General features: G+C 64.3%; 18 protein-coding genes and 1 tRNA gene. 9 read left to right on the top strand and 10 right to left on the bottom strand.

Features of this window, described 5'->3' with window-relative positions; translation table 11 throughout:
* Nucleotides 1-29 precede the first annotated feature (29 nt).
* From VKP01_RS03770 to eno, 5 genes are all read right to left on the bottom strand, one after another.
* Nucleotides 30-1,607, bottom strand: a complete 1,578-nt coding sequence (locus tag VKP01_RS03770; RefSeq protein WP_324410413.1) for a gamma-glutamyltransferase — start codon at nt 1,605-1,607, stop codon at nt 30-32.
* 181 nt (nt 1,608-1,788) lie between these two features.
* Nucleotides 1,789-5,472 carry a hypothetical protein gene (locus VKP01_RS03775; RefSeq protein ID WP_324410415.1) on the bottom strand — a complete coding sequence of 1,228 codons (3,684 nt, stop codon included), beginning with the start codon at nt 5,470-5,472 and terminating at the stop codon, nt 1,789-1,791.
* Between the two features lie 299 nt (nt 5,473-5,771).
* Nucleotides 5,772-7,067, bottom strand: coding sequence for a nicotinate phosphoribosyltransferase (gene pncB, locus VKP01_RS03780; protein WP_324410417.1), 1,296 nt, complete (start codon nt 7,065-7,067; stop codon nt 5,772-5,774).
* A gap of 95 nt (nt 7,068-7,162) precedes the next feature.
* Entirely contained in the window at nt 7,163-9,568 is a 2,406-nt protein-coding gene (locus VKP01_RS03785) for a Tex family protein (protein WP_324410445.1), read from the bottom strand.
* Between the two features lie 80 nt (nt 9,569-9,648).
* Nucleotides 9,649-10,932 carry a phosphopyruvate hydratase gene (eno, locus tag VKP01_RS03790; protein WP_324410418.1) on the bottom strand — a complete coding sequence of 428 codons (1,284 nt, stop codon included), beginning with the start codon at nt 10,930-10,932 and terminating at the stop codon, nt 9,649-9,651.
* A gap of 154 nt (nt 10,933-11,086) precedes the next feature.
* Between eno and queF the strand changes: the two genes are divergently transcribed.
* Nucleotides 11,087-11,539, top strand: coding sequence for a preQ(1) synthase (gene queF, locus VKP01_RS03795; RefSeq protein ID WP_324410420.1), 453 nt, complete (start codon nt 11,087-11,089; stop codon nt 11,537-11,539).
* 3 nt (nt 11,540-11,542) lie between these two features.
* Here queF and VKP01_RS03800 read toward each other — a convergent pair whose 3' ends face one another.
* From VKP01_RS03800 to VKP01_RS03810, 3 genes are all read right to left on the bottom strand, one after another.
* Nucleotides 11,543-12,742 carry an MFS transporter gene (locus tag VKP01_RS03800; RefSeq protein WP_324410422.1) on the bottom strand — a complete coding sequence of 400 codons (1,200 nt, stop codon included), beginning with the start codon at nt 12,740-12,742 and terminating at the stop codon, nt 11,543-11,545.
* A 144-nt stretch (nt 12,743-12,886) separates the two neighbouring features.
* Nucleotides 12,887-13,744 (bottom strand): 3-deoxy-8-phosphooctulonate synthase, encoded by an 858-nt coding sequence (gene kdsA, locus VKP01_RS03805; protein WP_324410424.1) that lies wholly within the window; start codon nt 13,742-13,744, stop codon nt 12,887-12,889.
* A 62-nt stretch (nt 13,745-13,806) separates the two neighbouring features.
* A complete protein-coding gene (locus tag VKP01_RS03810) occupies nt 13,807-14,208 on the bottom strand; it encodes a DUF350 domain-containing protein (RefSeq protein WP_324410426.1) in 402 nt (133 codons plus the stop codon).
* A gap of 390 nt (nt 14,209-14,598) precedes the next feature.
* Between VKP01_RS03810 and VKP01_RS03815 the strand changes: the two genes are divergently transcribed.
* The gene (locus VKP01_RS03815; RefSeq protein ID WP_414706510.1) at nt 14,599-15,438 is read left to right on the top strand and encodes a tetratricopeptide repeat protein; all 840 of its coding nucleotides are present in this window, start codon (nt 14,599-14,601) and stop codon (nt 15,436-15,438) included.
* Nucleotides 15,439-15,673: 235 nt separating this feature from the next.
* Here the strand turns inward: VKP01_RS03815 and VKP01_RS03820 are convergent, their stop codons facing one another.
* Nucleotides 15,674-16,564 (bottom strand): acyl-CoA thioesterase II, encoded by an 891-nt coding sequence (locus VKP01_RS03820; RefSeq protein ID WP_324410429.1) that lies wholly within the window; start codon nt 16,562-16,564, stop codon nt 15,674-15,676.
* 147 nt (nt 16,565-16,711) lie between these two features.
* On the opposite strand from VKP01_RS03820, the gene VKP01_RS03825 reads away from it, so the two are divergent.
* Nucleotides 16,712-18,028, top strand: coding sequence for an FAD-dependent monooxygenase (locus tag VKP01_RS03825; protein ID WP_324410431.1), 1,317 nt, complete (start codon nt 16,712-16,714; stop codon nt 18,026-18,028).
* A gap of 125 nt (nt 18,029-18,153) precedes the next feature.
* On the top strand, nt 18,154-19,272 hold the full coding sequence (locus VKP01_RS03830) for a serine hydrolase domain-containing protein (protein ID WP_324410433.1): 1,119 nt from the start codon (nt 18,154-18,156) through the stop codon (nt 19,270-19,272).
* 168 nt (nt 19,273-19,440) lie between these two features.
* Here VKP01_RS03830 and recA read toward each other — a convergent pair whose 3' ends face one another.
* Complete coding sequence (gene recA / locus VKP01_RS03835) at nt 19,441-20,532, bottom strand: recombinase RecA (protein WP_324410435.1); 1,092 nt, start codon at nt 20,530-20,532, stop codon at nt 19,441-19,443.
* A gap of 311 nt (nt 20,533-20,843) precedes the next feature.
* Here recA and VKP01_RS03840 point away from each other — a divergent pair, with 311 nt between their 5' ends.
* The 5 genes from VKP01_RS03840 to VKP01_RS03860 form a co-directional block, all read left to right on the top strand.
* Nucleotides 20,844-21,650, top strand: a complete 807-nt coding sequence (locus VKP01_RS03840) for an RNA methyltransferase (protein WP_324410437.1) — start codon at nt 20,844-20,846, stop codon at nt 21,648-21,650.
* An 81-nt stretch (nt 21,651-21,731) separates the two neighbouring features.
* Nucleotides 21,732-21,809, top strand: a tRNA-Pro gene (locus tag VKP01_RS03845).
* Nucleotides 21,810-22,337: 528 nt separating this feature from the next.
* Complete coding sequence (locus tag VKP01_RS03850; protein ID WP_324410439.1) at nt 22,338-22,949, top strand: hypothetical protein; 612 nt, start codon at nt 22,338-22,340, stop codon at nt 22,947-22,949.
* A 22-nt stretch (nt 22,950-22,971) separates the two neighbouring features.
* Nucleotides 22,972-24,657, top strand: a complete 1,686-nt coding sequence (locus VKP01_RS03855; protein ID WP_324410441.1) for a methyl-accepting chemotaxis protein — start codon at nt 22,972-22,974, stop codon at nt 24,655-24,657.
* A gap of 317 nt (nt 24,658-24,974) precedes the next feature.
* On the top strand, nt 24,975-26,149 hold a 1,175-nt coding region (locus VKP01_RS03860), incomplete at its 3' end, for a class I SAM-dependent methyltransferase (protein ID WP_324410443.1).

Consider the following 26,149-nt stretch of genomic DNA (forward strand, 5'->3'; position numbering starts at 1 on the left):
TGTTCGATCTCGCATATCAGACCGTGACATCAAATCCCGAGCGCCTCCGCCGTCGGCTGGACCGGCTCGGCGCCCGCCTCGTTGACACCGACGCGCCGGCGCACCGCGCTCGCGGTGGTGAAGTTGATCGGATACGGCACCCGGTCCGCCAGCGTCACCTCGTGGCGTGCCGCGAGGTCTTCCAGCAGGGCCTGCGGCAGCGCCGCATCCGCAACCAACGTGTCGGGGCCCGACACGTCGATGCGCGGATGATGCATGGCATCTTCCAGTGACATGCCGTGATCGATCATGAAACAGAGCAGGTTCATCATCGCGGGAATGATCTTGCGCCCGCCCGCACCGCCGAGCGCGATCACATCATCCGCGCCCGTGGCGATGGCCGGGCAGTAATTGGCCAGCACGCGCTTTCCCGGCCCGATGGCGTTGACCGCCTCCGGGCGCGGATCGAACCAGTTGATGCCGTTGTTCATCAGGATACCGGTCTCGGGCGAGAGCAGCCGCGCACCGAAGAGCGAGAGCAAGGTCTGGGTGCAGACGACGAGATTGCCCTGCGCATCAGCCACGGCGAAATTTGTCGTCGATGACGGATGCGGCGTGCCGTCGCCCATCTCCGCGAGCCGGCGCGTCCAGGCCTGTTTCAGGGCATCAGCCATTGCGGCATACATCGCCGCATCGGGCGCATCGCCCGACGGCGCATGCCCCTCCTGAAGCGTCGTCATCGCCTCCAGCATGGTCGGCCCGCCATTGAGCTCAGGCGCGACGGCGATGTCGTAATCGCGGTAGCGGAGAGTGGCCGGTTCGCGGACCTGCGCCTTCACTGCCGCCAGGTCATCGAGCGAAAGATAGCCGCCGCGCGCTTCGATATCGGCGATCAGGGCACGCGCAAGGCTGCCGGTATAGAATGTCGAGGCGCCCTCCTGCGCGATGCTGCGCAGGCTGCGCGCCAGTGCCGGCCAGGGCAGACGTGCAGCCGCAGCACCCGCCGTCGGACCCTGCATGAGGGGGAGCCCGCCACGCAGGAAATGCTCCGCGCAGCCCGGATCGCGCTGGAGATCTGCCAGGGCGGTGGTCACGATCATGGACCCGTACCAGTCGATCTCGACGCCCGTCTGCGCGATCTCCGCCGCCGGCATGACGAGATCCGCCCAGGGCTTCGAGCCGAAACGCTCATGCGCCAGCGCGTGGCCAGCGACCATGGCGGGAACCGCGATGGCCTTGGCGCCGACGACGTTGCGGTTGTCCTCGACGATGGGCCAGCCGAACAGATCGGAATCGGCACCGCCAATCACGGGGAAATCCGCCGGGTCGAGCCCGCGCGGCGAGCGCGCACCGAAATCGATCACGCTGATGCGCCCGCTTTGCGCCTCGCGCACCAGCATCACGCCGATGCCGCCGATGCCGCTCATCCACGGCTCGGCCACGCCGGCGGCAAAACCCGTGGCGATCGCCGCATCGACCGCATTGCCGCCCTTGCGCAGGATATCGATCCCGGCCTGCGCCGCGACGCGATGATGCGCGGCGACGACACCGCCTGCACCGCGTGCCACGGGCTTGCGGATATTGGCTTTGCGCGAAAGGTTTTCCGACAATGCGTGACGGCGCAGCATGGCATTCTCCCCCGATGATCTGTCAGCGAGCCTAGCGGTATCATGAAGGCAGGGAAGGTGCATGCACGCGCGATCCGGTTGGGCGGATTGCGATGACCAAAACCCGCCGGGGCAGGCCCGGCGGGTTTCGTCGGATGGATGATCGGGGCGCCGCGCAGGGCGCCCCGAAAGCGCTCGCGGATTATTCCGTAGCCTCGAACTTCGGATTGGCGATGAAGTGGAACTCGCCATCGGCATCGCGCGTCCAGATCTTCGGTGGCGTGAAATCGCCCGGCTCGCGGGTCGCGAGCCACTCGGCATTGGCCGGGTCCGCACGCCATTCACCGTGACGACGCCCGCCGGCGATGAAGACGTCTTCGTAATTCTGGGCGAAGAGCCGCTCCATTTCTTCCTGCGAGAGATGTTCCGTGACGCCCGTATTGAAGAACTCCTCCAGAACGCCGATGGTCGGGCTTTCGCCGTCAGTGGCAAATTGGGGCAGGTTGTCGCTCCCCCAGATGAACCGGTCCGGATAATCCTTGATCAACTGACCGTAGAGCTCGGAGAATTCCGCGTAGCTCAGATACACGGCAGCCCAGGACATGTCGAAATAGAGGTTATTGTGAACCGCGTTTTCGAGCATCCACCGCAGATCGTCGGCGTGATCGGGCCTGACCGGGCCGGTGACGTTCAGGCCGGTATGCGCAAGCACGAAAATGCCGTCCGGATGCTCGTTCGTAAGGCGGACGATATGCTCGCGATTCGAAACCTGGCTCTCGGTAAAGAACGTGGCCAGGCTCGGCGGCCATTGATTGAAGACTGCCCCGGGCTCGACATCGACGGCCTGACGCAGATCGCAGTGGATGGTGATGACCTGGCCTGTACCAGCGAGCGAGTCCATATACTCGTTCACATGCGCCCAGACCTCCGGGGTCCAGTCCGCAATATGCAAGCTGCCCGACGCCGAATGAATATTCTCCTTCGAGAGATTGGTCTCGCCCTGATTCATGAGTAACAGGTCACGCGGGATCCCGAGTTTGTCGGAAAGTTGATTTGCGGCATGCGATGTTTCGTAAATCGCATTGCTCGCCTCAGGCTGATAGGGGACACCCGACATTGTCCCAATGACCTTATAGTCGAAAATATTGTCGTTTGGATACTGCTCATCATAAAACATCATCATGATCGCGCTATTGAAGAGCATTGCCCTGTTGTCGTCCACCGTCCCGTAGTGCAGTTCACATCCCACGGGAGCCTGATAATATTCGATAAATTCCGTATCGGGCGGTATGGGATGGCCCAGTATCTCCGCTGCAACTTCGATCGGCATTTCGACCGGCATGATCGTCGGTACACCATAACGATCGCTGATCATTTCATCGACATATGCAACGCCACGCTCCCAGTCAAATCGTAAGAGACCGATGAGATTTTGCCCTCCTACTCGGGCGACATAGTAAGCCGGCAAACACTCTTCCGTCTTGGGATCACAATAAGTTACCGGATCCGAGATAATTGGGCGAACAGCAAATGAATTCGAGAAGCCGCCCATCCTCTCATAGTACGCGTGCACACGCTGATTGTATCGCTGAACCGTTTCGAATACATTATCTTGCGGCAAATTTGCGTCCCAAGACGTATCATAAGTGCCAGCGCCAACACCGGGCAAGTCGGCAAACTCTGCAGGGTCGAGCCCCAGAATCTGCAATCCGGCGGTCGTATTGAGCGTAAAGCCGTCATGCACGTGACCGTCTTGGACGGGCCCGTCATAGTTGCCGAAATCGCGACTGCGCCTGATGATGACAGTGGTTCCGGGACCCAAAACCTCCTGAATCTGATCGCGTGGCGGGGCGCCGGCGGCTTGCGAGAGCCGTGCATTACGCAGAAGTTCAGCGGGGGTGAGCGTGTGCAAAGGTGTCGTCGTATCGATCTGCGAGGATCCGGCCACCTCTTCCGGCACGATGATCAGATTGTCCGGGTCATCCGGGTCGTATTGATAATCGGGCGGGAGGTTTTGCGTGTTCGCCGCACCCGGCACGATAATCCGCCGCCGTTCCTCCGCGCGATCGGCCTGCTGCGTATCCGGCTGTCTCTCCGGATCCACAAATTCCCCACCAGTCCCCGTATACGGGCCGGTGTTGAAGGGCGGCCCGCCGCGTCCGCCGGCGAGACCGCCTGAACGCAGCGATGCGGCCACGTCCTGGCCGTAGGCGCCGTTGAGGAGGGCGCGGATCGCATCGCGCATCTGGCCGGCGCTGGCATCGTAACCGGCCTCGAAGACGATCTGCGCGACATCCGGGAACGCCTCGGCATAGCGCCGGAAGGCATCCTGCTCGTTGGGACGCAGCAGGCGCTCGACATCCGGGATATCCCATTCGCGCCCGCGGCTCAGACCGGTGAGCGGCGGCGCGCCGACCGTATCGGGGTCGTTGTTTCTCAGGCGGTTGGTCGCCACCTGCGGATCGATATTGCCCGCAATGATCGACTGGACGAAATCGAGGAAGTCCGGATTATGGGCCTGATCCTCCAACGCGCGGCGCCAGATCGGATCCGTCATGATCTTCTCGTATGCCGCAAAGCGCTCGGGGCCGAGCGTTTCGGGCAGCGCGTCGACGATATCCGCCGCGATCTGGAAGTCCTCACGTGCGGGTACGCTCGCGTTGATGTTGTCGAGTCGCTCACGCACCTGAGCGGAGCGTGCCTCGTTTTGGGTCTGTGCGGCATCCCGATCGCGCTGAAACTGCTGTTCCAACCGGCGCAAACGTTGGTCGGTTTCCTCCTCGTTCCGCGCCCTCGCAGCCGGCCCGTGTACCGGGTCCTGCGGAGCGCCCTCCATATCCGCGAGACCGAAACCTTCTCGACCTTGCGCAGGCCCCTGACCCGACCTGCCGGAATTCAGCTGCTCCTGCGCAGCCGCGCCGAGCCCCGCGCCAGTCGTGTCCGGCGCTGGCCTGCGCCCCTCATTGATACCGGTAGCGACTTGCGGCCCGAGCCCGTCGGGGATCAGTCCGGGATTCTGCGTTTCTGCCTGCCTTTGCGTTGAGGGACCTTGCGGCTGATTGCCCAGCGCGAACTGCGCGGCGGCATTCGCGGACGGGGAGAGCTGCGGTTGGACCAACGAGGCCTGCGGGCCGGCAGTGTTTCCAAGCCGGCCATCCGTCGGTGTGATCACGTTTGCCGCCGGGGCGCGCGGGGCGCCGGCGCCACGCAGCGTTTCAGGTATCGTCGCGGTCGCCGTTCCGCCCCCGCCATGCGGGCCGCGCGGTGTGCCGCCGCCACCGGGCCGACCGGGTCCGGAGCCCCATCCGCCACCATTTGGGCCAGAGTTTCCTTGCGAGTGGCCTCCACCATCGGAGCGCCTGGCGGATACGACCTGAGGGCTGCCTGTTCGACTGGCGGCAGCGCCGCCCGCCCCGATCGAAAGGCCGGCGGTCAGCGCGTCGGTGGCAGCCCCTTCGCGCCTCAATCTGTCCAACTCTCCTTGGAATTCGGGATTTCCGGTGTCCCGGACATTTGCGAGAATCGCCGGCGCACCGTTGGGCCCCCCGCTGATGTAGCGGGCAAACTGATAAGCCTCTCGGGCGCCTTGCTCGCCGTGTGAAAAATAGACGGTGGAGACGCCGTCATTGGGGATTCCCATCTGGTCCAGATGCTGCAGCTGAGACGGGCTGAAGCGTCGATGGTGCTCGTATCGGGGGCTCTCGTTCTCAGGGTCTCGGGAACGGAACATGGGTCCCGTCGGCGCGCTGAGTGGAAATTGTGCGTCACCCTGTTGGCCGGTAGCGTCGCGATAGCGTTCGCCAAACGGGCGGGAGCCGGAAATGCCTTCTGACATGCGTAATCTCCGATGAAAATTTGGCACGAAAAAATCGAAATAATCATTCATTTTAGGCTGACGCATTACGTAAATCAATTAAAATTATTATATATAATATTATTTTATATAATAATTTGCAGATTCGACGCCCCCGCATTGCTCTGTTGCGCCCCGGATGCCCCACGATCCCAAAAAACCAACAAGCGCTTGAGACAAAATACTTTTTCGGGGAGACCGAACCACGCGCCTTCCGCAGAAGCGCGCCTGACGCCGTGTCGGCTTCGTGCGGATCAGCACTCACGCAAAGCGCTTGTGCAATTTATCGCACACAATGGCCATCTCGCGGGCGGGAGCGTCTCGGCGTTGCCTCACACCAGAACCGGCTGCGCCGCCTGTTCCTCGATGCCGAAGACGCGCCGGTAGCGTTCGACCTCCTCCGGAGGCCCCACCGCCTTGGTCGGATTGTCGGAGAGCTTCACCGCCGGGCGTCCGTTCACGGCGACGACCTTGCACACCACGGAGATCGGATCGAGCTCCTCGCCTTTGACGAAGCCGCGAAAATCGTTGGTCAGCAGCGTGCCCCAGCCGAAGCCGAGGCGCATGCGCCCGTGGAAATGGCCGTAGATACGCCGGATGCTCTCGACATCGAGCCCGTCGGAGAAGATCGCGAGCTTTTGCTTCGGATCCTGCCCGCGCGCGCGCCACCAGCGGATCGCCTCCTCGCCGCCGGCGATCGGCTCCTTCGAATCGACGCGGATGCCGGTCCATTGCGAGACCCAGTCCGGCGCGTCGGCGAGGAAGTTGGTGGTGCCGTAGGTATCGGGCAGGATGACGCGCAGATTGCCGTCGTAATCCTGCTGCCAGTCGGCCAGCACCGCATAGGGCGCGCGCCGCATCGCCGCCTCGTCATCGGCGACGAGGGCGGTGTAGACCATCGGCAGTTCATGGGCATTGGTGCCAACCGCCTCGACCTCGGCGCGCAGGGCCATCAGGCAGTTCGAGGTGCCGAGGAACGAATCACCCAGGCCTTCGATCATCGCCTGCACGCACCAGTCCTGCCACATGAAGCTGTGGCGGCGGCGTGTGCCGAAATCGGCGATCGAGACTCCCGGCAGCGCCTTCAATGCCTGCACCTTCTCCCAGACCCGGGCCATGGCGCGGGCATAGAGCACCTGCAGCTCGAACTTGCCCATGGTGCGGGTAACATTGCGCGAACGCAATTCATTGAGAATGGCGAGCGCCGGGATCTCCCACATCGTGGTCTCGATCCATGGCCCCTCGAAGCTGAGCACGTATTGCCCGTCCTGCTTCTCCAGATGGTAATCGGGGAAGCGGAAATCCTCGAGCCAGGCGATGAATTCCGGCGAGAACATCTGCCGCTTTCCATAGAACGTATTGCCGCGCAGCCAGGTCGATTCGCCGCGCGAGAGCTTCAGCGTGCGCACATGGTCGAGCTGCTCACGCAACTCGCCCTCGTCGATGAGTTCGGCCAGACGCACCGAGGAGGTCCGGTTAGTGATGCCGAACGTGACCGCGACGTCGCGATAGCGCCGGAAGATCGTCTGCGCCATCAGGAGTTTGTAGAAATCCGTATCGAGCACCGAACGCACGATCGGATCGATCTTCCAGTTGTGATTATAGACGCGCGTGGCGATATCCACCATCGCTGACACTCCTCCGGCGACGGGCCGCTCCCGCCAAACGGGAGCGACCATAGACCACGTGTCGTGTCTGTGAAAGCTGCAGGTTGGCGCGCGCATCAGCGACGCGGCGGCTTTTTCGCATCATAGCCGGCGCGTTTGAGCGCTTCACCGAGCGCACCCGCACCGGAACCCGCACCCGCACCGCGACCGCCCCCATCGCGCCGGTTCGCATCGCGGGCCTTCGGGCCGGGAGCGTCGGACCGTTGTCTTTCGGCACGCGGTTTGTCGGCGTTGCGCCCGCCACCCGGCTTCGCGCCGATTTCATCGTCGAGGCGCATGGAGAGCGCGATGCGCTTGCGCGGCAGATCGACCTCCATCACCTTCACCCGCACCACGTCGCCAGGCTTGGTGATGCTGCGCGGGTCGCGCACGAAGGTCTTCGCCATGGCCGAGACATGCACCAGCCCGTCCTGATGCACGCCGATATCAACGAAGGCGCCGAAGGCCGCGACATTGGTCACGACCCCTTCGAGCACCATGCCGGGCTTGAGATCACCGATCGTCTCGACGCCCTCCTCGAAACGCGCCGTCCTGAATTCCGGACGCGGATCCCGGCCCGGCTTTTCGAGCTCGGCGAGGATGTCGGCGACGGTTGGCACGCCGAAAGCGTCGTCCGTGAATTGCTCGGGTCGCAGGCCGCGCAGGGTGGCCGCATCGCCGATCAGATCGCGCAGATCCTTGCCCGTACCCTTGATGATGCGCGCGACCACCGGGTAGGCCTCCGGATGCACGCCGGATGCGTCGAGCGGATCATCGCCGCCGTGAATGCGCAGGAAGCCGGCGCATTGCTCGAAGGTCTTGCGCCCGAGCCCCGCCACCTTCAACAGCACCTTGCGCGCGCCAAACCGCCCATGCGCATCGCGATGCGCGACGATCGCCTGCGCCACGCTCTCGCCCACACCCGCAACCCGCGCGAGCAGCGGCGCGGAGGCAGTGTTGACCTCGACACCCACAGCGTTCACGCAATCCTCGACCACAGCATCAAGGGAGCGCGAGAGCTTGTGCTCGGCGAGATCGTGCTGGTACTGCCCGACGCCGATGGATTTCGGATCGATCTTGACGAGTTCCGCCAAGGGATCCTGCAGCCTGCGCGCAATCGAAACGGCGCCCCGCAGCGAGACATCGAGATCAGGCAATTCGCGGCTGGCATAGGCCGAAGCCGAATAGACCGAGGCGCCCGCTTCCGAGACGACGATCTTGGTGAGCTTCCGGCCCTTCATGCCCGCCACCAGCTCGCCCGCAAGCTTGTCCGTCTCGCGCGAGGCGGTGCCGTTGCCGATGGCGATGAGGCTGACATCATGCGCCTCGACGAGCCGCGACAGGCTCGCCAGCGCGGCGTCCCAGCGCTTCTGCGGCTCGTGCGGATAGACCGTATCCGTCGCCACCACCTTGCCGGTGGCATCGACGACCGCGACCTTGACGCCGGTGCGATAGGCAGGGTCGAGCCCCATCGTCACCCGCGCACCGGCGGGGGCGGCGAGCAGCAGGTCGCGCAGGTTCTCCGCGAAGACGCGCACGCCCGCATCCTCCGCCGCGCTCCACAGGCGCTGGCGCAGATCGAGCTCGATGGAGAGCGAGAGCTTCGTGCGCCAGGCCCAGCCGATCGCCTGCATGCGCCAGTCATCGCCTGGGCGCCCCTCGTCGCGAATGCGGTTATGCGCGGCGATGGCGAGCGCCATCGGGCCGATCCGCCCGATCTCCTCCTGCCCACTCTCGCGCAAAGCAAGATCGAGCACGTCTTCCTTTTCGCCGCGATAGAGCGCGAGCACGCGATGCGCCGGCAGTTTCGCAAGCGGCTGGACGTAATCGAAATAATCCGAGAATTTCGCTCCGCTCTGCTCCTTCCCCGCCCGCACTTGAGCGGTGAGCACGCCTTCCCCCCAATAGCGTTCACGCAATTTCCCGATCAGCTCGGCATCTTCCGACAGACGTTCCGCGATGATGGCGCGCGCGCCCTCCAGCGCGGCCTTTGCATCGGCGACGCCCCTGGCTTCATTGATGAAGCCTTGCGCCCGCGCCTGCGGGTCCTGCAACGGATCGTTCCAGAGCTGATCGGCGAGGGGTTCGAGCCCGGCCTCGCGGGCGATCTGCGCCTTGGTACGGCGCTTGGGCTTGAAGGGGAGATAGAGATCCTCCAGCCGCGCCTTGGTCTCGGCCTCGAGGATGCGCGCACGCAAGGCGTCGTCGAGCTTGCCTTGCAATTCTATGCTCTCAAGGATGGCGGCGCGGCGCTTTTCGAGATCCCGCAGATAGGCCAGCCGCTCGTCGAGATCGCGCAGCTGCGCATCATCGAGCCCGCCCGTCGCCTCCTTGCGGTAGCGCGCGATGAAGGGAATGGTGGAGCCCTCGTCGACCAGGGCCACCGCCGCGCTCACCTGTTCGGGCCGCACGCCCAGTTCCCCTGCGATGCGCCGGGCGATGGAGACATTTGTATCCCCGGCGAGTTCGGTGGCGGCGCGCATCGTCACGATCATCTCCTGAAAAAACGAAAACGCTGCGCGACGGGGCCGCGCAGCATGCGATTGTGCGATCCGGATGCGGCTCAGCGCTTGATGCGCAAGGCGTCACGGCCGGCATAGACGGCCTGGCCGCCGAGCTGCTCCTCGATGCGGATCAGCTGGTTGTACTTGGCGAGCCGGTCGGAGCGCGCCAGCGAGCCGGTCTTGATCTGTCCGCAATTGGTTGCCACGGCGAGATCGGCTATGGTGGCGTCCTCCGTCTCGCCGGAACGGTGCGACATCACCGCCGTGTAGCGGGCGCGATGTGCCATGTCGACGGCGGCCAGAGTCTCGGTCAGCGAGCCGATCTGGTTGACCTTGACCAGGATCGAATTGCCCACGCCCATATCGATGCCGCGCGAGAGGCGCTCGATATTGGTGACGAAGAGATCGTCACCCACGAGCTGGCAACGATCGCCGATCGCATCGGTCACGGCCTTCCAGCCATCCCAGTCATCCTCGGACATGCCGTCCTCGATTGACGCAATGGGATAATCGCCCACGAGCTTGGCGAGATAGGCCGCCTGCTCCGCGCCGGTGCGACTGACGCCCTCGCCTTCATAGACGTATTGGCCATCCTTGAAGAACTCTGTCGCGGCGCAATCAAGGGCGATCATCATGTCGTCGCCCGGCCTGAATCCGGCCTTCTCGATCGCCATCATGACGAAATCGAGCGCGGCCTCGGCGCTCGGCAGGTTGGGCGCGAAGCCGCCCTCGTCGCCGACATTCGTATTATGGCCGGCCTGCTTGAGCTCTTTCTTGAGCGTGTGGAATATCTCCGCGCCCATGCGCACCGCCTCCGACAGGCTCGGCGCGCCCACGGGCATGACCATGAATTCCTGAAAGTCGATCGGATTGTCGGCATGCGCGCCGCCATTGATGATGTTCATCATCGGTACCGGCAGGACTCGCGCCTGCGCCCCGCCGACATAACGATAGAGCGGCAGGCCGGTCGCCTCCGCCGCCGCCTTGGCGACAGCGAGCGAGACGCCGAGAATGGCGTTGGCGCCGAGCCGTTCCTTGTTGGGCGTGCCGTCGAGATCGATCATGGCCTCGTCGACGCCGATCTGGTCTTCGGCATCCATGCCGACCACCGCATCGAGGATCTCGGTATTCACCCCATCCACGGCGCGGGTGACGCCCTTGCCCATATAGCGCGAGGCGTCGCCGTCACGCAGTTCGACCGCCTCGAAGGCGCCGGTGGAGGCGCCCGAGGGCACGGCGGCGCGGCCCATCGAACCGTCTTCGAGAAAGACATCGACCTCGACGGTGGGATTGCCACGGCTGTCGAGGATCTGACGGGCGATGAGATCAACAATGGCTGTCATGGGCCTGCTCCAATCAATGCGGTTTGCGAATGTTGATCGGGGTTTTAGGCGATGTTGCACGAGACGCAAGGCGTGATCGCGGCGTAACGCCCGATTGACGCGTCGTGTTCCGCGCGTCATAGGCGCTCGACGATGCTTCAGGAGCGATACCGGCATGATCGACAACAGCAATCTGCAACTCGGCCAGAGCGCCGATATTCCCGCGAAACCGGAGGAAGCCCGGCTCGACCGGGTGCCCAATCCGCATCCCGGCGGCGAATACGTGGCGCGCTTCACCTGCCCGGAATTCACCTCGATCTGTCCGGTCACCGGCCAGCCGGATTTCGCCATCCTGGTGATCGACTATGTGCCCGGCCAGTGGCTGGTCGAATCGAAATCGCTCAAGCTTTATCTGACGAGCTTTCGCAACCACGGCGCCTTCCACGAGGATTGCACCGTCGCCATCGGCAAGCGCCTCGCGGAACTGCTCGAACCGGTCTATCTGCGCATCGGCGGCTACTGGTATCCGCGCGGCGGCATCCCCATCGACGTGTTCTGGCAGACGGGTGAACTGCCGAAAAACATCTGGCTGCCCGATCAGGGTGTGGCGCCCTATCGCGCGCGCTGAGAGTCAGGCTGCAGCCGGCTGCGGCGCCGTGCGTGCGAGCACCCAGGCGGCGAAGAGGCCGAGGCCGAAGATCACGCAGGCGAGCGTGACGAGTGTCGCCGGCGTGCCGACGAGGCGCGTGCCCAGGCTCACCACCACCGGACCCGTGGCATTGCCGAGAAAGAACGAGCAGGCGTGCAGCGCCACCGCCGAGCCGCGCGCATCGGCGGAGAGTTCCGTCACCTGCGTCTGGAAGGAATTGTGCAGCAGGTAGAACCCGAGCCCGAGCATCAGCAGGGCCCCGGCGATCAGGCGCCAGTCACCAAGAAAGGCGATCGCGATCAGCGCCATGGCAGAGCAGAAACCACCCGTCACCAGCATGCGGTACATGCCGAGCCGGCGCAAAAGCAGCCCGACCACGGCGGAATAGATCAGCCCGCCAATGGCGAAGCCGGCCAGCGCGATCCCCGCCTCCGCCGCGCCACCGGCCTCGCGCGCCACCAGTATCGGCGCGATGAAGGGCAGAACACCCATGATGCAGATGCCTTCGACGAAGACGAGGGCGAACAAGGCGCGGGCGCGCGGTTTTGCGACGAGCCCGCGATACCGCGCCATCGCTACGGCGAAGGAGAAGGGCGGGCGCACCAGGTTGGACGGCTTGAGCGCGACGGTCATCGCGATGAAGGCGATGGCGGTGATGGCGGCGGCCAGATGAAACACCCCGCGCCAGCCCAGATGCTCGGCGAGCAGGCCAGCCAGCGACGAGCCCGCCATCTGGCCGAGGATCACCGCCACGAGAAAACGGCTGATCGCGACCTGACGCGTCTCCATGCCCACACGGTCCCCGATCACCGCGAGCGCGAGCGGGATGATCCCGCCCGCCGCCATGCCGGTGACCACGCGCATCACGAAGAGTGAACGCGCGTCGGGCATGAAGGCGGAGGCGATCAGCGCCACGATCAGCACCGCGAGGCAGAAGCGCATCACCCTGAGCTTGCCCAGCGAGTCCCCGAACGGGCCGAGCACCGGCTGGATCAGCGCATAGGGCAGCGCGAAGGCCGTCGCGAGCAGGGCGATGGCCTGGACGCTGGCGCCGAGATCGCGTGCGATCACATTGACCAGCGGATCGGCGATCCGCCCGGCAAAGGTACTGGCAAAACCGGCAATCGCCAGGATCAGGATAGTGGCGCGCACTGCACGCGCATCGGATGTCGTCGCTGTCATCCCGCAAAACCCCGCGCGGCGCATCCGCGCAGCGTCAATCTAGAACGGCAAGGCGCTCAACGCCCGTGCAGGTGGACCCGATGCATCCGGCAGAACGGCCCGGACGGCTCCCGGAACGACTCGGATCAGGCCTCGGATCAGGCCTCAGATCAGACTCTTGGCCACCGCATCGATGCGCATCAGCCCCGCGATCAGCACCTCGAACTCGGCGAGCGGCACCATGTTGGGGCCATCCGACAGGGCGCGGTCCGGATCGGGATGCGTCTCGATGAACAAACCGGCGACACCCACTGCGACGGCGGCGCGGGCCAGCACCGGCACGAATTCGCGCTGCCCGCCCGAAGTCGCCCCCTGCCCGCCCGGCTGCTGAACGGAATGGGTTGCGTCGAAGATCACCGGCGCACCGGTCTGCTGCGCCATGATGGGCAGGCTGCGCATATCCGAGACGAGCGTGTTGTAGCCGAAGGAGGCGCCGCGCTCGGTGAGCATCACATCGGGATTGCCGGCCCCCGTCACCTTGGCCGCGACGTTGCGCATGTCCCACGGCGCGAGAAACTGCCCCTTCTTCACGTTGACGACGCGTCCGGTCTGGGCGGCGGCGATCAGCAGATCCGTCTGGCGACAGAGAAAGGCGGGGATCTGGAGGATATCGACCACCTCCCCCACCGAAGCGCATTGGCCGGCTTCGTGGATATCGGTGACGACGGGCAGGCCGAGGCTCTCGCGGATCTCGGCGAAGATCGGCAGGGCGGCTGCGAGCCCGACGCCGCGCCCGCTCTCGATCGAGGTGCGGTTGGCCTTGTCGAAGGAGGATTTGTAGACGAGACCGATGCCCAGCCGCTCGGCGATCTCCTTGAGCGCATGCGCGGTCTCCAGCGCATGCGCGCGGCTCTCCATGGCGCAGGGCCCGGCCATGATGGCGATTGGCAGGGCATTGCCGAAACGCACGGGGCGCCCGGCATCAAGGCTGACGATGGAATTGGCTTTGACGGGTTTGCTCATGCGCGGTCTTTCGGATCGGGGTCGGCAGATCATCTCAGAAACTCATCCGGGATGATCGCATTTCAGAAAGTCATGGCGGAGGCGTTGAGGATTCCGGCCGCGAGCGAGATCGCACCCAGAAACAGGGCCGCCGCCATCTCCCCGGCGGCGATGCGCTGTGAGAGATTGGGGATGATCAGCCGCACCATGACATAGACCGCGATCTGCACGATCATCGCGATCAGCCCCCAGATCACCAGATCGATAACGGTCACCGCATAGACCACGGCGCTCGACAGCGGCAGGGCGAATCCGATCAGGCTCAATCCCAGTGCGACGGCCGCCGAAACCACATTCTGGCGAATCAGCGCGAATTCGTTATGCGCAGTGGCGAAGGTGTAGATCACCAGATAAAGCACTGTCAGCGCCATGGAAATCGCGAAGAAGAGCAGAAAAACCGGCAGATTGGCGATCGAGGCGAACACGGCACGTCTCCTCACTTGGAAAGTTTCCACCGCTCTTACACGCCCATGCCCGGAAATGCGACGGTCAATCCGTCAAGGCGCCGGGATGCCGGGGTTGTGCGCCCTCAAAACGCCCGAATCACGGTGCCTGCGTCATGCAGCGCAAATCCCGCACCGGCTGGACGGGTGCGCTCATGCGGAGCACGGGGTAGCTCATCCCGCTTCGGCTGTGTAAGGTTTACGCAACAGGTTAATGCGATAGGTCAACGCGCGATCCGGATGCTGCACGCATGCGGCGCACGCAGGATTGACCGGGTGATGACGGAGTTCGAGGGCATGATCGGGAAGAGCACGAGCCGTACCGGCAGCGGGACGATCAGAAGCGCGAAGCGCCGGGGGCCGCATCTGCTCATGCTCGCGGTGATCGGCCTGAGCCTCTCCGCCTGCGAGACGATGAACCGGATGAGCGCCGTGCAATCCGTCGCCGTGCTCGATACCAGCGACACCGAAACCGCTCGCGCCAATATCGCCTCGCTCTCCGAAGTGATCGAACGCAATCCGAATGACCCGACGGCCTATAATACACGCGGCGCCGCCTATGCCCGGATTGGCGCGTTTCGCGAGGCGTTGGCCGATTTCGGACGCGCCATCGAACTCGATCCCCGCTATGCGCCGGCCCATACCAATCGCGGCCTCGCCAATCGCCAGATCGGCGAAGAGGCAAGCGCCCTCACCGATTTCAACCGCGCCCTCGTGGCTGACGAGAACTACGTGCCGGCCCTGATCGCGCGCGCCAATCTGCTGCGTGTGCAGGGCCAGAGCGATCGCGCCCTGGCCGATCTCAACCGCGCGCTTCGCCTGAACCCGGAATCGGCGCAGGCCCTGCATTCGCGCGGCCTCGTCTATCAGCGCATGAACAATCACCGCGAGGCGGTGCTCGATTTCGACGCCGCGATCGCGCGCAATCCCTATGTCGCAGCCCCCTACAACGCACGCGGCCAGAGCCTTGTGGCACGCGGCGAGTACGAGAAGGCGATCGAGGATTTCAACGCCTCGCTCAATGTCAGCAACAACAATGCCGATGCCTGGGCCTGGCGCGGTGTCGCGCTGGAACGCTCCGGCGATGCCCAGGAAGCGCAGACCAGCTACCAGCGCGCCATCGGCATCGACAGCAGCAACAGCGTTGCGAATGAGGGGCTGGAGCGGGTGCGGCGTCAGGCGAGCGCCGGCGGCGGATTGTTCCGGCGCTAGAGTATCATTCCGTCAGGTGGACATCGGCTGACGGAAAAAATGATACGCCGAAAAGAGTATCATTCCGTCAGGTGGATACCGGCTGACGGAAAAAATGATACGCCGAACCAGAAATCGCCAGCGCCGGTCACGTCACCGCACCCAGGACCTTGCGCATCAGGATGCCGGGCAGCCGGGCGAAGGCACGGCCCGTTTTCTTCTTGCCCTGCTTTCATGGTGTGACGGTGCCGGGATCCTATCCCTCCCGCCCCGCATCACGCACAAGCCCTTCCTGCGCCACCGAGGCGACGAGCCGGCCTTCGCGGGTATAGATCGCCCCGCGCGAAAAGCCGCGTGCGCCGCTCGTATTGGGGCTGTCCTGCGCATAGAGCAGCCATTCATCGGACCGGAACGGGCGATGCAGCCACAGCGCATGGTCGAGGCTCGCGGCGCGGATCGCGCGGTCGAAGACGGTGCGGCCATGGGCGATCAGCGACGAATCGAGCAGGGTCAGGTCCGAGGCATAGGCGAGGACGCAATCATGGATGACGGGATCATCCGGCAGTCGCGCCTTGGCCTTCATCCAGACATGGAAACGCGGCGGGCGCGGGGTGCCGTCATAGCGCTCGAATTCAACGGGACGCAGATCGATCGGGCGCTCGCGCTCGAAATAGCGACGCACGGTCTCGGGCATCAGCGCGAGCGCTTCCGGCGCGAACCCGCCGGTACCGGCGAGCGTCTCGGGCATGGGCACATCCGGCATCTCGGCTGCGTGATCGAATCCCGGCTCGTCGATCTGAAATGACGCTGCCATGGTGAAGATCGGCTGGCCGTTCTGGATTGCGGTGACACGGCGCGTGGTGAAGGAGCGGCCGTCGCGCATCCGGTCGACCTCGTAGATGATCGGGATGTCCGGCGCGCCCGGCAGTAGGAAATAGGCGTGCAGCGAATGCGGTCGCCGCCCCTCCACGGTGCGGCAGGCCGCCACCAGCGCCTGGCCGATCACCTGCCCGCCGAAAACCCGCTGCCATCCGGTCCGGGGGCTGCGACCGCGAAACAGATTGCGCTCGAGCTGTTCGAGGTCGAGTATCGCCACGAGATCGTCGAGAGCGGTCGATTGCGCTTCTGGGTTCTTCTGACCGGACATCGGAAAGCCTTTCGGAAGTGTCTGGCGACGAATCACCTGCGACATTGCGGGAGGCGCCCGCGATTGCGGCGCCTCCCGCAATGTCGCAGGCATAGGGTAGCGTGTTTGCGCAAGCGTCAAGCGCGGGAAACGGCTGGAGTAAGCGGGATGGCGGAAAACAAGGCACGGCGCAAGCGGGGATCCGACAAGAGGGCAAACGGCATCCGCAAGCCCACCGCCGCGCGCCGGCATGTGCTGATCGCAGGCAGCGGCATTGCCGGACTCAGCCTCGCCCTCGCGCTGGCGCGCGCCTGTCCGGCTCAGTTGACGGTCACGGTCTGCGATCCCGCCCTGCCGGCGCCGGGCATGCCCGATGCACGCGCCGATGACGAACGCGCCTATGCCGTCGCCGCAGCGGGCCGGCGCATGTTCGAGGCGCTCGGGATCTGGCCGCAGGTCGCGGGTGAGGCGCAGCCCATGCGCGACATGGTGATCACCGACAGCCATCTCGCCGACCCGGTTCGCCCCGCCTTCCTCAATTTCGATGGAGAGATCGCCCCCGGCGAGGCCTTTGCGCACATGGTGCCTGCACGTGCCCTGCTGGCAGCCCTGCTGCCGGCCTGCCGCGATGCGGGCGTCGATCTGCGCGGTGTCGCCGTGCGCCGCTTCAGCGCGGATACGGCGGGTGGCACGGCCATGCTGTCGGATGGCGAGACGCTGCCGGTCAATCTTTGCGTTGCCGCCGACGGGGCAAAGTCGCGGCTGCGCGAGGCGGCGGGGATCGGCTGGGTCGGCTGGTCCTATCCGCAGGTCGGCATCGTCGGGACGATCGGGCATGAGCGCGACCATCGCGGGCGGGCCATCGAACATTTCCTGCCGTCGGGGCCGTTTGCGCTGCTACCGCTGGCGCCCGGTGGCAGACTGGGGCATCGCTCCTCCATCGTCTGGACCGAGCGGCGTGACATTGCCCGGACCCTGCTCGCACGCGAACACGGGGAAATCCACGACGAAGTCGCGCGGCGCTTCGGGCTAGAACTCGGCGCGATTGCGCTGGAGACACCGCTGCGTGCCTTTCCGCTGTCCTTCGGCATCGCCCGCGAATTCGCCGCGACCCGTCTGGCGCTGATCGGCGATGCCGCGCATGTCATTCATCCGATCGCCGGGCAGGGGCTCAATCTCGGGCTCAAGGATGTGGCCGCACTCGCCGAATGCATCGCGGACGCGACCCGGCTCGGCATGGATCCCGGCGGCGCCGACGTGCTCGCCGGGTACAGCCGCGCGCGGCGCTTCGACACGGTGGCAATGGCCGCCGTCACGGATGGACTCAACCGGTTGTTTTCCAACGATATCGAGCCGATCCGGATGCTCCGTGACTTCGGCCTCGGCCTGGTCGAGAGCCTGCCGCCGCTCAAGCGGTATTTCATCCGCGAGGCCTCTGGTCTGCGCGGGGCTGGTCCGCGCCTGCTACGGGGAGAGCGGCTGTAGCGCGCTCAAGGAAAGATGTGTCAAAGCGCCAACGCGCCCTGCGCATTGGCGGTACTGGCATTGATGGCTCAGGCCGCGATGATGGTAGGCATCAGAGTTGCTTTTCGCGCGAGGTTTTGACGATCATGGCACTCCATCATCCGCCTGCAGAAGGCGCGTGGGCGCGTATTGATGCGCGGGAGGCCGGGTTCGACCCCGCCGGGCTGGAGCGGATTGCGGCCTATCATCGTGCGCATGAATCGGAATGGCCGCGCAGCATGTATCATTCCAATGGTGAATATGTCGGTACGGCCTATATCGACGAGAAGCCCCCCTACAATACGGTGATCGGACCGGTGAAGGAACGCGGGCCGCCTGCCGGCATGTTGCTCAAGGGTGGTCGGATCGTCAAAGAATGGGGCGATATCGACCGCCCGGATATGACATTCTCCGTCGCGAAAAGCGTTCTCGGTGTGCTGGCGGGGCTCGCCGTCGCGCGCGGGCTGATCCGTTCGATCGACGACCGCGTCGCGGATTATGCCCTGGATGACGGGTTTGCCGGCGCGCACAACGCGCAGATAACCTGGCGTCACCTCCTCCAGCAGACCAGTGAATGGGAAGGCGCGCTCTGGGGCAAGCCCGATTCCGTCGATCGCAACCGGCAGGCCGGGCCCGGCGCAAACAATGCCGCCAAGGGCGATGACCGCGCGTTGAGCGCGCCGGGTAAGCATTGGGAATACAACGATGTGCGCGTGAACCGCCTGAGCCTGTCGCTGATGCAGGTCTTCCGGCAGCCTCTTCCGGAAGTGTTCGACGCGGCGATCATGGCGCCGATCGGCGCGCGCGACTGGATCTGGCACGGTTATTTCAATTCCACCGTCGAAATCGACGGGCGAGCGATGGAATCGGTCTCCGGGGGCAGTCACTGGGGTGGGGGGTTCCAGATCCCGACTACCGCCTTGGCCCGGTTCGGGCTCCTGATCGCCGGCGAGGGGTGCTGGCAGGGGCGGGAACTGGTGCCGCAATCATGGATCTCGCAGATGCTCACGCCCTGTCCGGTGTATCCGGTCTACGGATTCATGTGGTGGCTCAATACCGATGGCGCGCTGTATCCCTCCGCGCCCCATGATTCAGTCTTCGCGCTGGGTGCGGGCAACAACGTCATCTGGATCGATCGCGCAAACGATCTCGTCATGGTGGCCCGCTGGGTCCACAAGGCGCATATCGACGGCTTGATCGCGGTCGTGCGTGACGCGATGCGCTGAGCGGGCGCCGGCAGGCCGGCAAGCAAGCGCCACGTTCACGACGGCGAAGAAACGGAAAATGACCCGGTTCGGGCGGCGTTGTTGCGACGAGCCCGCGCGTGTGCGGCGATTCCGGAGGCGGCACGCCGTCAGCTTTCGTCACGCTGACGGCGTGCCACATCCGCGAAATCAGGCCTCGCCGTCATCCAGATCCTCGGCACTCGGCACCGCCTCGTCGAGGATGCGTTCGGCCAGCACGCCGGAATTCTGGCGTATGGTCGCCTCGATCTTTGCGGCGGTTTCCGGGTTTTCCTTGAGGAATGTCTTGGCGTTCTCACGCCCCTGCCCGAGCCGCTGGCTGTCATAGGAGAACCAGGAACCGGACTTGTCGACGATGCCACCCTTCACGCCGAGATCGACGAGCTCGCCGACCTTGGAGATCCCCTCGCCATACATGATGTCGAATTCGACCTGCTTGAAGGGCGGGGCGACCTTGTTCTTGACCACCTTGACGCGGACATTGTTGCCGATCGCCTCGTCGCGATCCTTCAGCGTCGAGATGCGGCGGATATCCAGGCGCACGGAGGCATAGAATTTCAGGGCGTTGCCACCCGTCGTCGTCTCCGGGCTGCCATACATCACACCGATCTTCATGCGGATCTGGTTGATGAAGATCACCATGGTCTTCGAGCGATTGATCGAGCCGGTGAGCTTGCGCAGGGCCTGCGACATCAGGCGGGCCTGCAGGCCGGGCTGGACATCGCCCATATCACCCTCGATCTCGGCACGCGGCGTCAGCGCGGCGACCGAATCGACGACCAGCACATCCACCGCGCCCGAGCGCACCAGCGTATCGGCGATCTCGAGCGCCTGCTCGCCGGTATCGGGCTGCGAGATCAGCAGATCGTCCAGATTGACGCCGAGCTTGCGGGCATAGATCGGATCGAGCGCGTGCTCGGCATCGACGAAGGCGCAGACACCGCCCTTCTTCTGGGCCTCCGCGATCGTATGCAGGGCGAGCGTCGTCTTGCCCGAGGATTCCGGCCCGTAGATCTCGATGACACGCCCGCGCGGCAGGCCGCCGACGCCCAGCGCGATGTCGAGGCCCAGCGACCCCGTCGAGACCGTTTCGATCTCCACGGGCTGCTGGCCCTTGCCCATGCGCATGATCGAGCCCTTGCCGAATGCGCGTTCAATCTGGGAAAGCGCCGCATCCAGCGCCTTCGTCTTGTCTTTATCCATGGAAGAACCTTCCACCAGTCTCAATGCGGACTGAACCATGACGGGCTTTCCTTATTGCATGGGTGAGCCAATGAACTCAACGCGGGTTTCAATTTAATGTACCAGTTATGTTCCCGCTGACAAGAAAAAAGAACATTCATCAAACAATTTGATTTTTCCTTATATATATCAAGGCGACTTCCTGCTCCCCGCAACCGCGCCCAGCCTGCCTCCGCTTCGGTCGGGCGGCCGGTGGCGCGCCGTCTTCTCCACAGGAAATCACGCGCCACCGACGCTAGGCAGAGTGGCTTTGCTCGTCTAAACAACTTTGGCGCGGACGCTGCCGGCAGCGCGACAGGAGAGGACGGGAAATGTCTGGAACGAATCGCAGCATCACCTTCGAATCGGGGCAGGGCCCGATCGTGGTGCTGGTGGAGCCGCAACTGGGCGAGAATATCGGCATGGCCGCCCGCGCCATGGCGAATTTCGGGCTCACCGAGATGCGCCTCGTGGCACCACGCGACGGCTGGCCGAGCGAAAAGGCGCGCGCCACCTCCTCCGGCGCGCTACATATCGTCGATGCCGCGCAAGTCTTCGACGACGTCACCGCCGCACTTCACGACGTTACCCTCGCGTTCGCCACCACGGCCCGCGAGCGTGGCCAGATGAAGCGCGTGCTCTCGCCGCAGGAGAGCATGCGCGAGGCCGTAGCCGAGTTTTCCGCCGGCGGGCGCGTCGCAATCCTGTTCGGACGTGAGCGCTCGGGCCTCGACAATGACGAGATCTCCCTGTGCGATGCGATCACGACCTTCCCGGTCAATCCCGCTTTCGCCTCGCTCAACATTGCCCAGGCGGTGCTGCTGACAGGCTACGAATGGTTTCGCACCGCCCATGGCGAGGCGCTGCCCTTCGAGGGCGAGATCCGTTCCCCGCGCGCCCCGCGTGCCATGGCCGCCTCGTTCTTCGATTATCTGGAGGAGGAACTCGACCGGGTCGAATTCTTCCCGCCCGACAAGCGCCCCTCGATGATGCGCAACCTGCGCGACGTCTTCCTGCGCCGCGATCTCACCGAGCAGGATGTGCGCACCCTGCGGGGCGCCATGCGCGCCCTGATCCTGCGCCGCCGCCGTGATGAAGCGCAGGGCCGCGACGAGGCCCCGGCGCCGGACGAGGCGTGATCGATTTCCCGACAGTGCCGGGCGACAAAAGGCTTGCGCTCGCGCATCGGGACGGTTAGATCACCCCCACCCGCAAGGTCACGGAGCGTAGCGCAGCCCGGTTAGCGCACCAGTCTGGGGGACTGGGGGTCGCAGGTTCAAATCCTGCCGCTCCGACCATTCATCAAATTAGCCTCGTGATGCAGAGCGGCTCTGCCCGGCTTGCTTCGACGTTTTCCAGGTACGCAGCCGACGCTGCTGACGGCATGGCTTCCTGGTCACCCGGCAAGGGTTTGCCGGAGATGATGCTGAAGTCAGACCAGTACCGTTTTCCGTGTTGTCGGAACCCGCAGATTGCGGTTCCGTTTTTGCAGACCAGTCATCGGCGCAATCAGCGCGGGCGATCGTTGCGCGATGCGCAGATCCGGGTGGATGCGGGAACAGCGTGGCCACGCAAGATTTCTCGCTCGGGATTTGGCCATTAAGAGATGCTGATTTTTATTATTATCGATTATAATTCCATAGAAAGATTTGCTGAATTGCAATTTCGGATTTCTTATTGAAAATAAAAACATCGTAATGATTGGGTTTTGCCTTTTTCAAATTACGCCATCTTCAGTTCTTTTATTTGGCACCACGACATATTTAACTGTTTTTTATGCTCCGCTTCCCAAGATGTCGCAGAGTTTCGACATCCGGAGATAATCAATGCGTTGGAACATCCTCGCTGCTTTCGCCATGACCGCCCTGGCGCCTTTCCCGGCCGTAGCACAGGGCGCACCACCCGATGCGGCGCGCCTGATCGACTCCGCCGTCATTGACGATGTGCGCAGTTGGCTCGAAACGGATATCGTGCGCCTGTCCGTGCAGAGTCAGAACGCCCGGTACGCTGATGTGGATTCGGCCCGGGTCGAGGCCCTTGATCAACAATGGGTCGCGGAACGCGATGCAGCGGACATGCCGCTCATCGCGGCAACGCTTTCCTCGCCCCTGTCGGTCTATCTCACCCGTGTGCAGGCACAGGCGCAGGGGCTCTATTACGAAGTATTCGTGACGGATGATAAAGGCCTCAATGTCGGCCAGAGCGCAATCACATCAGATTACTGGCAGGGCGACGAGGCGAAGTTTCAAAAAACCTTTCCGCTCGGTGCGGACGCGGTCTTCATCGACGAAGCCGAGTGGGATGGGGAGCTGAATATCTGGCGCGCCCAGCTCAATCTGACGATCGCGGATGAAGGCGGAAACCAGGCCGTCGGCGCCGCCACCATCGAAATCAACCTGACCGAGCTGATGCGGCGCCAGGCCGTCATCGGCGGCTGAACCAGCCGAGGGGCATGTCGTAATGTTCAATAATCTCTCCGTCACCAAAAAAGGCCTCGCCGCCTTCCTCGGCCTGGCGCTCGTCGGCATCATCGCCGGCATCATCTCATTCGATCGCGCAAGTGTTGCCGAACGCGCCATCATGCAGGCGACGGAAGCAAACATTCTAATGGTCGAGGGACGCACGGTCGAGGGGGCCATCATGAGTCAGGCTTTCTCTCTGCAAAGCTTCATTCTGACCGGCGACCGCAGCCGCCTCGCTGCCTTCGAAGCCGGTGTGCCCGAGATACAGACCGATTTCGAAACCCTCGCCGAAGGAGCGCAGGCACTCGATCCGCAACTCGCCGGACCGGTGGCGCAGGCGAAAGCCAGCTGGGATTCCTGGCGCGAGAACTATGTCGCCCCGCAAATCGAGCGCATGCGCGATCCGATGACGGTTGATCTGGCGCGCGCAGTCGCCGGCTCCGTCGATGCCGAGGCGCGTTTCGAGCAGATGCGCACGGATGTTGGCATGGTCGAGGCTGAAATCGCCGCCGTCAGCGCCGCGCTCGTCGAAGCCCAGCAGCGCGCACTTGCCGTCGTCAAGGGCATGGGAATCGGCGCGTCCTTGCTGATTGCCCTTGTTGCGATCGGCTTTGCTTATCTCAATTTCGCGACGATCTCGCGTCCGCTCGCACGTCTGGCCGATACCACACAGCGTCTTGCCAACGGCGATCTCGATGTGCAACCCAATGTCAGCGCGCGCAGTGACGAGATCGGCATGATGAGCAAGGCGCTCCAGGTCTTCCGCGAAAACCTCGAGCGCACGCGTGTTCTGGAAGCTGAAACGGCTGATCAGCGTGCGGCGGCAGAACGGACGCGTCGCGAGGAAATGGAGCGTCTGGCCCGCGAATTCGAGGCCTCCGTGCTGCAGCTCTCGGATGAGATGCAGGCGGAGACGGCACGGCTCGGGGAAGCATCGGCGGCGCTTTCCGAAATCGCGGCAAGAACGACGGAGCAGGCGATCGGCGCCTCCACGGCCTCGGAGGAGACCTCGGTCAACGTGCGCAGCGTCGCCAGCGCAGCGGAAGAGATGTCGGCCTCGATCGGCGAGATCACCAGCCAGGTCAATGCGTCTTCTGAAATGGCGGTCGGTGCGGCAGACGATGTCGAGCGTTCGACGGCCGCCGTATCGAACCTCAACGGCGTGGTCGAACGTGTCGGCGACGTCACCCGGCTGATCTCCGAGATCGCGGCCCAGACGAACCTGCTCGCACTGAACGCCACCATCGAGGCTGCGCGGGCGGGCGAGGCCGGAAAGGGTTTCGCGGTGGTTGCCGCGGAAGTGAAGTCCCTCGCCGACCAGACCGGCAAGGCGACCGAGGACATTGCGCGTCAGATCGATGACATGCGCGAAGCGGCCCAGGCTTCGATGCAGGCGGCATCCGCCGTCGCGGAGAAGGTGAACGCCATCACCGAGCGCATGAACGCCGTCGCAGCCGCCGCCGAGCAGCAGAACGCGACCACGGGTGAGATCGCGCGCAATGTCTCCGAAGCCGCGACCGGCACCCAGGATGTCAGCCGCGCGATCACCGAGGTGAGCGGTCAGGCGAGCCGGACCGGTGAGCTCTCTGCGACCGTGCAGAACTCCACCGAGTCGATGACGATCCGGTCACGCACCCTGCGCGAAGCGATGGACGGCTTTCTGGCGAATATCCGCGCCGCCTGAAGGTCGCCGTTTGTCGACAGCATTGTCAGCAAACCGGGAAGACCAGCCACCTTCGGCTCCGCCGGAGGTGGCTTTTTCGGCTCCGGTGCGCATATGGTTCAGGTCGCCTTTGACCGCATGCGTCCGGTGGTGATGCTCCTCAAACGCCTCGGCCTGGCCTCGAACCCGGGTTTGGGCTGACGGCAGCGCCGGGGCGAGCCGGCCGGCTTTCCATTCCCGTTGCGGCGCTTCATCCTGCCTTGTAACGGCTATCCACGCGGGCTGATCATGCTTATGGTCGCGCCGGTACGGATTGCCGCAGACAAGGGGTGGAGAGGATGGACCAGCCGAGAGATCCGCAAGCTGCCGTAAGCGGTGCAAATGGTGCGCCGATGGCGGATCCCGCGATACACGCCCTGCGGGCGCTGCTTGAGGACGTGCATGCAAGGCTCGCACTCGATTTCGGATTCCGGCTCTGGGACGGGTCTCGGGTACCGTCTGACTGGCCGGATGACGGGCTGGCGATAACCATCGCCGATCCGGGCGTCGTGGCGAAATTGGTGCGCCGCCCGCGCCTCGACACGCTGATCAAGCTGCATGTGGACGGGCGGCTCGATCTCTCCGGCGGCAGCTTCTTCGACCTGGTCGCCGCGCGCCCGACGGGCAAGCCGGGGCGACTGTTGCGGGGCATCTCCAAACGCCGCATCCTCGCCGTGATCCGCCATTTCTTCTTCGTGCCGCAGGGTCCCGCCAGCGTGCTCGATCCGGTGAAGGGCGACACCATCGCCCGCGACGGCAGCGAGGCGACCAATCGCACCAATGTCGCCTATCACTATGATGTTTCGAACGATTTCTACGAACTCTTCCTCGATCCGGAGATGGTCTATACCTGCGCCTATTTTGCCGATGACCACATGGATCTGGAGCGCGCGCAACGCGACAAGCTCGACATGATCTGCCGCAAGCTGCGGCTGCAGCCCGGCGAGCGCTTCCTCGATATCGGCTCCGGCTGGGGGGCGCTGGTCTGTCATGCGGCTGAACATTATGGCGTCGAGGCGCATGGCGTGACGCTCAGCGCCGAGCAGCTCGCGCTGGCCCGCGAGAAAGCGGAGAAGCGTGGCATCGCGGATCGCGTGACCTTCCATTTCAAGGATTACCGGGCGATGGAGGGCTCCTTCGACAAGATCGCCTCGATCGGCATGTTCGAGCAGGTCGGCATCGCCAACCACACGACCTATTTCGCCACCGTGAATCGTCTCCTGCGCCCGCAGGGGCTCTACCTGCACCACACCATCGCACGGCGCGCGAAGAAGAGCGACAAGCGCTTCCGCAAGATGACGTCCGAATACCGCGCGCTGGTGCGCTACATCTTCCCCGGCGGCGAGCTCGATCACCTCGGGATGTCGATCGCCAACCTCGAGCGCGCCGGCTTCGAGGTCCACGACGTCGAGGGCTGGCGGGAGCACTACCAGCGCACGACGCGCCTATGGTGGGAACGCCTCGAGGCGCGGCG

It is taken from the genome of Saliniramus sp. (assembly GCF_035311605.1).
In the GTDB taxonomy this organism is placed as follows: Bacteria; Pseudomonadota; Alphaproteobacteria; order Rhizobiales; family Beijerinckiaceae; genus Saliniramus.

What these genes read in the sequence shown, in the direction of transcription:
- VKP01_RS03785 (WP_324410445.1), bottom strand. Translation starts at nt 9,568, where the DNA reads ATGCGCGCCGCCACCGAACTCGCCGGGGATACAAATGTCTCCATCGCC.
- VKP01_RS03830 (WP_324410433.1), top strand. Translation starts at nt 18,154, where the DNA reads ATGGCACTCCATCATCCGCCTGCAGAAGGCGCGTGGGCGCGTATTGAT.
- VKP01_RS03825 (WP_324410431.1), top strand. Translation starts at nt 16,712, where the DNA reads ATGGCGGAAAACAAGGCACGGCGCAAGCGGGGATCCGACAAGAGGGCA.
- VKP01_RS03850 (WP_324410439.1), top strand. Translation starts at nt 22,338, where the DNA reads ATGCGTTGGAACATCCTCGCTGCTTTCGCCATGACCGCCCTGGCGCCT.
- VKP01_RS03855 (WP_324410441.1), top strand. Translation starts at nt 22,972, where the DNA reads ATGTTCAATAATCTCTCCGTCACCAAAAAAGGCCTCGCCGCCTTCCTC.
- recA (WP_324410435.1), bottom strand. Translation starts at nt 20,532, where the DNA reads ATGGTTCAGTCCGCATTGAGACTGGTGGAAGGTTCTTCCATGGATAAA.
- queF (WP_324410420.1), top strand. Translation starts at nt 11,087, where the DNA reads ATGATCGACAACAGCAATCTGCAACTCGGCCAGAGCGCCGATATTCCC.
- pncB (WP_324410417.1), bottom strand. Translation starts at nt 7,067, where the DNA reads ATGGTGGATATCGCCACGCGCGTCTATAATCACAACTGGAAGATCGAT.
- eno (WP_324410418.1), bottom strand. Translation starts at nt 10,932, where the DNA reads ATGACAGCCATTGTTGATCTCATCGCCCGTCAGATCCTCGACAGCCGT.
- VKP01_RS03770 (WP_324410413.1), bottom strand. Translation starts at nt 1,607, where the DNA reads ATGCTGCGCCGTCACGCATTGTCGGAAAACCTTTCGCGCAAAGCCAAT.
- VKP01_RS03815 (WP_414706510.1), top strand. Translation starts at nt 14,599, where the DNA reads ATGCTCGCGGTGATCGGCCTGAGCCTCTCCGCCTGCGAGACGATGAAC.
- VKP01_RS03775 (WP_324410415.1), bottom strand. Translation starts at nt 5,472, where the DNA reads ATGAATGATTATTTCGATTTTTTCGTGCCAAATTTTCATCGGAGATTA.
- VKP01_RS03800 (WP_324410422.1), bottom strand. Translation starts at nt 12,742, where the DNA reads ATGACAGCGACGACATCCGATGCGCGTGCAGTGCGCGCCACTATCCTG.
- VKP01_RS03840 (WP_324410437.1), top strand. Translation starts at nt 20,844, where the DNA reads ATGTCTGGAACGAATCGCAGCATCACCTTCGAATCGGGGCAGGGCCCG.
- VKP01_RS03820 (WP_324410429.1), bottom strand. Translation starts at nt 16,564, where the DNA reads ATGTCCGGTCAGAAGAACCCAGAAGCGCAATCGACCGCTCTCGACGAT.
- kdsA (WP_324410424.1), bottom strand. Translation starts at nt 13,744, where the DNA reads ATGAGCAAACCCGTCAAAGCCAATTCCATCGTCAGCCTTGATGCCGGG.